Consider the following 9,422-nt stretch of genomic DNA (forward strand, 5'->3'; position numbering starts at 1 on the left):
CGACAAGTTAAATATCTAAATAATAATCACCGAACAAGATCATCGATTTATCAAAAGGTTGGTCAAACCAGGAATGGGATTTGCATCGTTCAATACGGCTTTGACGTTCTCTAAGGGGATATGAAACAATGAACATGATTCGCAAAGGACAAGTTAAAGGAGTTGAAAAAACAGACATCGCTGCTCAAGTGAAATTTGTTGCTCAAATTTTCGGAGTAGCTTGATAACTGGTTCTGATTTATACAGAGCTTTCGTCCTTTGCAGATTTTTGCAACACAACCAAAATGCCTGCACCATCCGAATTGCGCCAAATGCGTTAGCATTCATCGTGGAATCAAGCAACTCTCGGTCAATGGTGAGAATATTAAATTCATTGTCTGGATACACGTCGGCATTATTGATCAAAACATCTAAGCGATCAATCTTTTGGTGCAGGGTTTTTACTGCTTGATCAATAGAGCGATCGTCAGTGACATCCAATTCGATGGGAATTACTTTTCTTTGTAATTTCTTAGATGCAAGTTTCGCGTTATCAAACGAGCGCGAAGTAATAATCACTTCATAATCTTTTGTTAATAGACCATGAGCGATCGCAAACCCAATCCCTCGGTTCCCACCAGTAACTAATGCCCGTTTTTTTTGTAGCGTATCGGTTTACCTAAAACAGCAGTAAGCTCAAAACTTCTTGACCGACGTTTCCAGTTGCACCTGTCACTAAAATTTTTAGCACGATCAGCTATTACTGTTACTCATTCAAAACACTGCGAGTACAAACAATAAGTGTTTATTGCTTATTATCTGATAAGAGTAATATGCCAGTATAAAAACTAAATGGTCAATAAAAAATTGGCAGTAAAACGGCTAAGAGTATTACTCACGTCAACAGAAAGACAGAAATTGTCAGAATACTGTGCAAAAACAGGAAGACCCGCTACTGATGTAATTCGAGAATTACTGCGTTCTTTAAAAGTTGACAGCGCCATTCGGATCGGGGAATTTGCCAGACCCTGAAGTTTCAGAATTAGCTAGGCTTCAAAAATAAGTCAGTCACGTATTGTAGTCATGCAGAATATAGATGAACAAAAAAATGATATTTTTGCCAGATCGAATCGCAAGCTGAGATTGATTTCAACTACAAAACCCTTTAACATACCATCAAATAATTTGCAAAAGGTCTATTAACTAGAAGTCTATGAACAATAAGCGTTTACTGACGCTGATTTTGGCACTATTAGTAATTGCTATTTCTTGGTGGAGAGTAATGACGGTACAGGCGTCTGTTACAGAAAAGCAAATGGTCTGTGATGGTGTGCCGCTATCATACATAGTGTCAGAGAATGCAAAAAATGTACCTGGTGTTTTAATAGCACATGGGTATGCAGGTTCTAAGCAGTTAATGCTTGGGTACGCCTACACGTTAGCAGATGCAGGTTACGCAGTTATAGTATGGGACTTTGATAGTCATGCAGCTAATACTAAACCGTTGCGAAAAAATTCACTTCAGCAAAATCTTGATGTTGCTTATGAAGCACTTATAAAACAACCAGAGGTAGATAAATTGCGTTTAGCTACTTTAGGTCACTCAATGGGTAGCGGTGCAGTAATGTCTGCTGCTATCAATAATGTCAATCGTTATGCGGCAACCGTAGCTATTTCTCCTACAAGTGCTTCAGTTACACCAAAAGCTCCCCCTAATCTGCAATTGCAAGCAGGAAGCTGGAAAGGTAGATTTATTGCCAATGCAAAGCGGTTACTTGAAAGCGCAGGTGGAGAAAATAAAAATTTATTTCAGGGCAAGGGAAGAGAGCTAGTAATTATTCCTAATGCTGAACATATTACAATTTTGTTCCGCGTTCAAAGCCACCTTGCTGCTAGAAATTGGCTTGATGCTACTTTTGGAATCCAGCGTCAAAGCACCTATGTTGATTATCGAATGATTTGGTACGTTTTACACTTCTTGGCGTGGTTAGTAATACTAGGAGCAATTGCTTCTAGTATTACTACTTCTTTCCTCCCTAGTAGGGTAGAACAACTAAAAAGCTGGGCAGGCTTAATAGTAGCGCCTTTTGTTGCAAGCGGTACACTTGTAGTAGGTAATTGGCTCGGTGATATTGATAACTTAGGTGGAGTTTTAGTAGGCACAGCAGTAAGTATTTGGTTTGGTGCAGCAGGATTAACTTGGCTTGTCTTTATGTCACGAATGCAACCACCGACAGTTAGAGGTTTAGGAATCGGCATTGTTCTATTCATAGTATTATGGATTGGTTTCGGAGCGATGGCTCAAGTAGTGTGGTTACAGTGGTGGCTAACTGGGATACGTTTACAATTGTTTTTAATACTTGCACTTGTTAGTTTTCCTTGGTTTTTAGCATCAGGTATAGCCCAACAAAATCTCTTGTTTGGAGAACGTGTTTTGTGGTGGCTAGGACAAAGTGCAGCCTTAATCGGAGGTTTTATTTTAGTACTTTACTTGCTACCAAATCTTGGGTTTATTTATCTTTTACTGCCCTTGTTCCCTATACTTGTGGCTATTTTTTCATTTACTTCTAGCTTACTTAACGAATATTGGAGTTATGCCATCGGTAATACCTTATTCTTTGGATGGATGTTAGCAGCAACTTTTCCTCTAGCAAGCTGAAACTATGATAAATTTTGTGGTAATTCAAGGTCAAACAGAAACTGGATCTAAAGAAAGTGACAATCAATGAATGATCGCTGGTAAATCATCAACTCACTCTGAAGTTGTATTTGTATTGTTTAACTGCTTCATAACCGCCTCTGTAATTCGTCCATGCCTTTGCAGACTACACTTTCAGGCGTTTATGTGGACAATACTGATGCTGCTGCGGCTGGTCGATCTATCTGGGGCTTACCTACACAAATGGCTGACTTCAGTTGGTCGAAAACTAAGCATCTTTGCTGCCGTGTGCGACAACAACAAAGGCTACTATGTACGCTTGAGGTAGATTGGCAACTTCCATTGTGGCAGCAAAGTTTAGCTTTACCTAGTTTCAGTGCTAATCGGTCTAATCTATTTTTGTTTGAGGGTGAAGCCGAGTGCAGGTTGGGGGTGGTGAGTGTTAGGTTAGCCGTACCAGCACAAAGTCCTTTGACAAACTTGAGTAATAGTCAACCTTGGCTGACGATTTGCGCTCAATCTCTACATTTAGTAGCATATGAACCAAAGATTTTCTTTTTGTAAACTAGTCGATTAGGTGATGAGTTTACTGTTTTGGCGAATTGGTGTAACTTCAATTTCATCGCGACCTATTAGTGCAACTAAAGGAGATTATTCGCTAACGCTAAACTCTTTTGCTTGAAGAACAACGCCTGAACCTCATCTCGCCTTCGCCAAACTGCAATCTGCATATACTTTTGCACCTCATATAGTAGATAAAACTGTTGCCGAATAACAGCAGAGGTAGACTTTGGGCGTTCCCTACCATATCCTTGCCAAAAGGCTCTTTGGCTAATACCACAGTAGTCCAACACCGCAAACTAAATTTCCGGATCACCCCAAACGGCGCGATCAAAATCCACTAATCCAGTCACATGACCTGTTGAGTCTACCAGAATGTTTTGTGACCAGACATCCATGTGAAGCAGGCGAGGGGATTGTACATCATCAAAGTGAGCAATATGTTGCTCTAAAAGATTAGACAAAAAGTAGCGATCACTTGGCTGATGCAGCGGCTTTATCCAGTTGCTGAAACCCGTCGTCTGAAAGTTCAAGCTGCGCGGCAGCAATATTCTCTTCGAGGTGAGCAACTTGACTTGTTCCCGGAATCGGCAGCATATTAGGACTTCGCTTCAGCACCCAAGCCAGTGCCAGTTGTCCTGGTGATGCGCCGTGTGCATTAGCTATCATGTTTATCGGTCCGCCTGACTGGGCGAGGTCGCCGGAGGCTAACGGATACCAAGGGATAAAGCCGATACCTTCATGGGTGCAGTAGTCAAGTACCGCCTCATCAGCCCGGTCTACGAGGTTGTAGCGGTTCTGCACCGTGGTCACGGGGAATACCTTCCGTGCAGCCTCGATCTGCTCCACCGAGACTTGACTCAGCCCAGCCCGCGCAATCAGTCCCTCTTTGAGAAAATCGGCGATCACACCAAATTGCTCGTCTTCAGGCACTTTAGGATCGATGCGGTGCAGTTGCCATAGGTCTAGCTGCTCCACTTTCAGGCGGCGCAGGCTCATGAGTACACACTGGCGTAGATATTCGGGACGACCTACCGGCGGCCACTCATTCGGACCTGTACGGGTCAGTCCACCTTTGGTGGCGATAAATATGCCGTCATAGGGATATAGTGCCTGGGCGATCAGTTCCTCAGCGATGTAAGGTCCATAGCTATCGGCAGTGTCGATGAAATTGACTCCGAGATCGGGCAAGCGTTTCAATACTTGTAGCGCCTCCTCCCGGTTTTTGGGTTCACCCCACACCCCTTTGCCCGTAAGCTGCATGGAGCCAAAGCCCAGCCGCGTTACTGAACGATTCAAGAGGGTAAATTGTCCAGAAGCACTAGCATTAAGTGAAGACATACTGTAAATCGGTTGGTGTAAATTAGTTGGAAGTGTCCGAGTTCGATAAGGAATCAATTGTAGTTATACCTTGGGTTCAATTAATCGGTGGGTGCTTTAGACTGCCACAGTCACCAAGGCAACTTTATCTTTAAGTGGTTTACCGATTGCAAGCTTTTTTCCTATTGTACAGTGACAAATTAAATGGCGTTGAGACAAAGAAAGTGTCATCAAGTTAAGCCTTACCCACTTTAGTAGGGCAACAATTTGCGTTGATACTGCCTGCTAAGTTCCCTGTACTGCTTCTAAGCGGGAGCGATGCTTAAGTTCAAGCTTCACACCCTCGATGAGATTAATTTGGGGTTGATTCTGGGCGTTTTATTTCTGATTTCTTATCCGAGCCATTCCGGATTCTTAGCTGTACTGTCAAAATGGCTAGTTGTTTTAAACAATTCATACTGCCCTTGAGCAGCTTGGGCAGTTCGTGCCAGGAGTACCGTGAGCTGTTGCTGACTCATCGGTTGAAAAGTACGTACAGCTTCTAATGCTTAATCAAGAATTGGTATACTATCAATACCTGTAATTACTACTGAAGTTGGCAAGTTCATAGCATAGTGAAGACATTCGATTGGCTTAACAGGACGTGGTGAATATATCAGGTAAAAAATGACTGATTCATGCCGCATTGGGAGCAACGCCCTTGGTTGATACCCAAGCAGGTTCTCAAATGTGCAATCGCTGTTCTGGATTTGAGCATGGTAGTATTTGGGGGTGTTTATCATGGCGTAAAACAAGGCAATAGAAGTTTTTCCATGATCTTATTGCGACTGTAGACATAAATCGTATTTCTTTGAGAATACCGTCTCTGATATGGAAAAATTGAGCAAAACCAAATATTCAACACAATCAGGTACGACAGCAGTGTTAATCCATTGAAAAGCTAAAAGCTACTCTACTAACTTGTACTATTGCGATCGCATGCCGCTTTCATCAAGGCAGCTATCTTGTCAACGTCTCACTGGCACTCGTGTGGACAAAATCGATTTTAGTAGTAGGGTGACAAAAGTTTAGCGATATTCTAAGCTACATGACCTACACAGCTTCTAGCCAATCGCACACCACAGACCTACACCCGGCAGCAAACTTAACCCAAACCTGCCACTGGTTCAGATACCCATTCCAGTAAGGTTCACCATCAGCAATCCTAACAGAAAAGCCAACTTGGGAGACTAACTGTTGGTAGAACTTGCCAACGCTGTCGAGTCCAAGGCGCATTTTCAGGCGTAACCCCTTCCATCCGTGATTGGCAGGACTTTCAACCTGATTTAATGTCTGGGGAATGCCCTGTAATGTTGTGTCAGTGCCTGGTGTGGTTAACACTATATTATCGCTGCCTGACACCGACTCACGATTTAATGCTTCATCCCGATTTAACCACTGGCGGAAAATCGAATCACGCTGATCATCAAGGGCAACAAACTGATAAACGCACTCCCGATTTTCAGGCTTACCCAACCGACCGACGTAATCGAGTTTCAAATCAATCTTGGCAAGTAGTTTCTGTGCGATCGCTACTGGGGTCAGTTTTTCCGAGATACTGACATTCAAGTAATTCTTGATAATGTGCCTGTGCTGAACAGCCAGCGCTTTAAACTCCCCTATCTTCTCATCAGTTCCACGCAACTGAACGTCTGGCGTAAGAAACTGTAGCAAATTCAGATTTTCCAGTAACAACACAGCAGGCAATAACTGCCCCTTGTTAAAATCTGGTTTCCAAACCGAATTCTCCCCAGCTTCCAATTGCGCCTTAACCCGTTTAGCATCACGTTTTGTCAAAAACTCCCGCCTCAGTGTCAAATAGTAGTGCATCCGCAGTTGAGGATACCAGCCGTCGTTCGTCATCTTTCTCGACCAAATCAGGGGTTACGTCAATTTCATAGCGACGGGACAATTCAGCTTTGCGCTGCTGGTGTCGTTCGGTTTTGGTTTTCGCCCTTTTGTCTTGCAGCTTCAATAGTTCAGCCCCAGAGAGTTCATCAGAATTAGCGATCGCCTGACATTCACTAGCGTACAATTCCTGACTAGCCGCCTTAACAGACTCGATTACAGCCCCACTCTCATCATCGTCGGCATCGTCAGCATCAATAACGGTGTACCCATCTTCGACCAAACTCGCAAGTACAGACTCTCGATAGCGCCGCATCTCAACGTTGATTACAGAGCCACGTTTCCCCTATGTCTGTAGGGATTCGGGCTGAAAATTTTGGTCAACAAAGCTGTAATCATCATTATCCGCCGCCGACAAGAGCACAATATTCGCTTGTGTTGCGACGTGTTGACTTCTGAGCAATCCTCCTATCGTTGTGGAACCATTGCCTACAAACGACATTCCCCACTCTCTGACCCAGATTATGACGGTCAACAGTTTCCCTAACCCTTGTCAACATCTGCCGCACAGAGTTAATCGGCTGCACTCCCTGAAAAATCCCCCAAACAGCATCAAAATGTCCTTGAATATCGATGCTGACTCCAGTTTCTAAACTTGGGGAGTTGAGGGGGCGACAAAGAAGCTAAAGAGGTTGCTGTATAAGCAGCATAGCCCTCAAACCCTGCTGATAAAATAGCTGCTTATTGCCAACGGTAGCCATCATGGACAGAACCAATTCTTGGCATTCAGTCAAAGAGACTATCCAATTTTGCCCATATAAACTTATCCAAAAAGAGTTAAAACCTTGACTATGTAACTAACTTGCTAATTCAATTCCATGAAATTCTCTATCGCCAATGACGATTAATTGATAATGTTTTAACAGCCGGATTACTGGGCGTAATACTTTTTGTTGTTCTTGGAGGTTACTGCAACCGTCTTTGTCCAGTAGACACCAAAATATTGGTAATGCCCTTTTTTGATAAATGACGCTAACCATCAAAATATTATTTTCTTTCCATTGGGTTCTATCCAAGACAATGACCAATTGCGACTCAGGTTTTAACAGACGTGATAAAATTTTTTCAACTATCGGGAACCATACTAGCACTACACTCAACGCTTTAGCATTTAAAAATATTTGTTGTAGATGACGACGACGGCTATTTTATAGGATTAGTAAAGGCAAGGTAGCAGCTAGTCTTTCTATTCTGACTTCCTTCTGATTCTGTAGCAACCACACCAGCATTTTTCGGGTAATTAATTGTGCATTACTCAGGTATTTTTCTAGGATTGTTTGATAGAATGCGGGTAACATTTATTTTTTTGGTCTTGTTAAATTGACGAAACCATTCTTTTTTACCATCAAACTGTCCCCCGTAAATAGCTGTCTAATAACCACACAGTTAATTGTCAATAAGCTCCCTTTGTTTGAAAGGGTATGTTACTTGAATCACTCTCCCTGTAAGACTTTGACGATTCTTGTCGCCCCCTCAACGCATACCCTTCTTGCCTAGTTGTTGAGGGGCAAAAATACTAATGTGAGGGCGAATGTTGCCATTATTGGTTGCTAACTCAATGTATTCAACGAGGGCGGCAAAAACCTCTTCGGCTGTCGTCAGATGGCGCAAGTCGCGGACATTTAGAAACTGCCAGAAGATTCTGCTAATGCAATTTGTGCTGTTGCGCCAAGCAACTTTGGCTCCGTAGGCAAGTTCTGCTGGAGTTTGCCAATAGGTTTGCGATCGCCTATACTCCTGATAGACCTCTGCTATTCAAGCCCTTATGGGAGATTATTAAATGCTGGCTCTGTTTCTTCTACGTTACGGACGGTTGCAAAGTCTATCCGGTCTTCATTGAAGCAGGCGACCATATTGTTAGCAAAACTTATATGACTCGTGTTGAGGGAGAAAATACTCGTCTTCGGCATTACCTAGCACGGCTACACTGTAAAACCCTTGTGCTACTCCAAGTCAGTGAAGATGTTGAAGTGTTCACTTCGCTTGCTGCTCCACTATTTTGTTGTATCGCACAGTTCCTCCATTAGCTTAATTCATTACTCTTTCAGCAACGCCCGCGGATAGTAGAGGCTGGTGTAGCCGAGCGTAGACACTGGTTGTACTGGCGATCGCTTATCTAAACGGGAGCAAGTCCATCGAAATAACTTGGGTAAAATTTGTGAGGGAGCAACGCGAAAAAGTAAGATCATGGTTTAGTTCTCAATCACACCCCTATATTCTCAACAAAACCTGGTTTTTTAGTTGCGATGGCGTAACCGCCCAGCGTAGCTGATCACATCCTGCAAACTTGCTATATACGTCCCAGATTTTAGCATCTCATAAAATCGCGTTGCTCCCGTTCTTGAGTATCATTTAAATTAATCGTCACTGGCTGAAGATGCCAGATATCTTGAGCATATTCACGAATGGTACGGTCTGAGGAAAAATAACCTGTACGAGCAGCATTAAATATTGACATTCTGATCCAATTTTCCTGCTCTTGATAAGCTTGATTAACTTTTTGTTGACACTCGATATAAGATTGATAATCTGCAAATAACATATATTCATCCTGATTTCTCAACATATCTATTAATGGCTGAAATAAGTCTGTATTTCCATCAGAAAAATAGCCATCAGCAATTTGGTCAATTGCTTGTTTGAGTTCAGGATTATTGTTGTAATAATTCCACGGGTTGTATCCTTGTGTTTTTGTCTGAGCAACTTCAGGAGCAGTTAATCCAAACTGAAAAAAGTTTTCTGCACCGACGCGTTCGCGAATTTCAATATTTGCTCCATCTTGTGTACCAATTGTCAGCGCTCCGTTAATTGCAAACTTCATGTTACTTGTGCCAGAAGCTTCCTTACCAGCAGTAGAAATTTCAGGACTTACGCAACTGGCATAGTGTTGGCACTAGCTCTACAGATGGCTCTTGAGAGAAGAACGCTGGGAGATGGGGCAGCAGCGGTTTTTGGA

General features: G+C 42.8%; 12 protein-coding genes and 5 pseudogenes. 6 read left to right on the top strand and 11 right to left on the bottom strand.

Translation table 11 applies throughout. From position 1 onward, the window contains the following. Positions 1–224: pseudogene (locus V7K40_RS33685) on the top strand (DDE-type integrase/transposase/recombinase); the annotation flags it as partial. On the opposite strand, the pseudogene V7K40_RS33690 reads toward V7K40_RS33685, so the two are convergent. Then, positions 154–624 (bottom strand): annotated as a pseudogene (locus V7K40_RS33690) (SDR family NAD(P)-dependent oxidoreductase); the annotation flags it as partial. The pseudogenes V7K40_RS33685 and V7K40_RS33690 sit on opposite strands and share 71 nt — an antisense overlap. A 207-nt stretch (positions 625–831) precedes the next feature. Between V7K40_RS33690 and V7K40_RS33695 the strand changes: the two are divergent. From V7K40_RS33695 to V7K40_RS33705, 3 genes are all read left to right on the top strand, one after another. Continuing rightward, the gene (locus V7K40_RS33695; RefSeq protein ID WP_334967203.1) at positions 832–1,011 is read left to right on the top strand and encodes a CopG family transcriptional regulator; all 180 of its coding nucleotides are present in this window, start codon (positions 832–834) and stop codon (positions 1,009–1,011) included. 181 nt (positions 1,012–1,192) lie between these two features. Continuing rightward, a complete protein-coding gene (locus V7K40_RS33700; protein WP_334967204.1) occupies positions 1,193–2,638 on the top strand; it encodes an alpha/beta fold hydrolase in 1,446 nt (481 codons plus the stop codon). Positions 2,639–2,791: 153 nt separating this feature from the next. Then, positions 2,792–3,202, top strand: coding sequence for an acetoacetate decarboxylase family protein (locus tag V7K40_RS33705; protein WP_334967205.1), 411 nt, complete (start codon positions 2,792–2,794; stop codon positions 3,200–3,202). Between the two features lie 77 nt (positions 3,203–3,279). Here the strand turns inward: V7K40_RS33705 and V7K40_RS33710 are convergent, their stop codons facing one another. From V7K40_RS33710 to V7K40_RS33735, 6 genes and pseudogenes are all read right to left on the bottom strand, one after another. Next, positions 3,280–3,492 (bottom strand): hypothetical protein, encoded by a 213-nt coding sequence (locus V7K40_RS33710; RefSeq protein WP_334967206.1) that lies wholly within the window; start codon positions 3,490–3,492, stop codon positions 3,280–3,282. 6 nt (positions 3,493–3,498) lie between these two features. Then, positions 3,499–3,663, bottom strand: coding sequence for a phosphotransferase (locus V7K40_RS33715; RefSeq protein ID WP_334967207.1), 165 nt, complete (start codon positions 3,661–3,663; stop codon positions 3,499–3,501). A 10-nt stretch (positions 3,664–3,673) separates the two neighbouring features. Further along, entirely contained in the window at positions 3,674–4,540 is an 867-nt protein-coding gene (locus V7K40_RS33720) for an aldo/keto reductase (protein ID WP_334967208.1), read from the bottom strand. A 371-nt stretch (positions 4,541–4,911) separates the two neighbouring features. Then, positions 4,912–5,157: pseudogene (locus tag V7K40_RS33725) on the bottom strand (aldo/keto reductase); the annotation flags it as partial. Positions 5,158–5,611: 454 nt separating this feature from the next. Next, on the bottom strand, positions 5,612–6,421 hold the full coding sequence (locus V7K40_RS33730) for a hypothetical protein (RefSeq protein ID WP_334967209.1): 810 nt from the start codon (positions 6,419–6,421) through the stop codon (positions 5,612–5,614). Beyond that, entirely contained in the window at positions 6,342–6,722 is a 381-nt protein-coding gene (locus tag V7K40_RS33735; protein WP_334967210.1) for a hypothetical protein, read from the bottom strand. Before V7K40_RS33735 ends, V7K40_RS33730 begins: the two co-directional genes overlap by 80 nt. A 60-nt stretch (positions 6,723–6,782) precedes the next feature. On the opposite strand from V7K40_RS33735, the gene V7K40_RS33740 reads away from it, so the two are divergent. Then, positions 6,783–6,953, top strand: a complete 171-nt coding sequence (locus tag V7K40_RS33740; RefSeq protein WP_334967211.1) for a hypothetical protein — start codon at positions 6,783–6,785, stop codon at positions 6,951–6,953. Positions 6,954–7,263: 310 nt separating this feature from the next. Here V7K40_RS33740 and V7K40_RS33745 read toward each other — a convergent pair whose 3' ends face one another. Further along, positions 7,264–7,557 (bottom strand): hypothetical protein, encoded by a 294-nt coding sequence (locus tag V7K40_RS33745; protein WP_334967212.1) that lies wholly within the window; start codon positions 7,555–7,557, stop codon positions 7,264–7,266. Positions 7,558–7,939: 382 nt separating this feature from the next. Beyond that, positions 7,940–8,221, bottom strand: coding sequence for a nitric oxide synthase oxygenase (locus V7K40_RS33750; RefSeq protein WP_334967213.1), 282 nt, complete (start codon positions 8,219–8,221; stop codon positions 7,940–7,942). Between V7K40_RS33750 and V7K40_RS33755 the strand changes: the two are divergent. After that, a pseudogene (locus V7K40_RS33755) lies at positions 8,221–8,530 on the top strand (IS1 family transposase); the annotation flags it as partial. The gene V7K40_RS33750 and the pseudogene V7K40_RS33755 overlap by 1 nt on opposite strands. Here V7K40_RS33755 and V7K40_RS33760 read toward each other — a convergent pair. Together V7K40_RS33760 and V7K40_RS33765 are read right to left on the bottom strand one after the other, a co-directional pair. Then, a complete protein-coding gene (locus V7K40_RS33760) occupies positions 8,503–8,655 on the bottom strand; it encodes a hypothetical protein (protein WP_334967214.1) in 153 nt (50 codons plus the stop codon). The pseudogene V7K40_RS33755 and the gene V7K40_RS33760 overlap by 28 nt on opposite strands. A 119-nt stretch (positions 8,656–8,774) precedes the next feature. Further along, positions 8,775–9,335 (bottom strand): annotated as a pseudogene (locus V7K40_RS33765) (glycogen/starch/alpha-glucan phosphorylase); the annotation flags it as partial. Positions 9,336–9,422: the final 87 nt, after the last annotated feature.

The organism is Nostoc sp. (assembly GCF_036917195.1).
Classification (GTDB): Bacteria; Cyanobacteriota; Cyanobacteriia; order Cyanobacteriales; family Nostocaceae; genus Nostoc.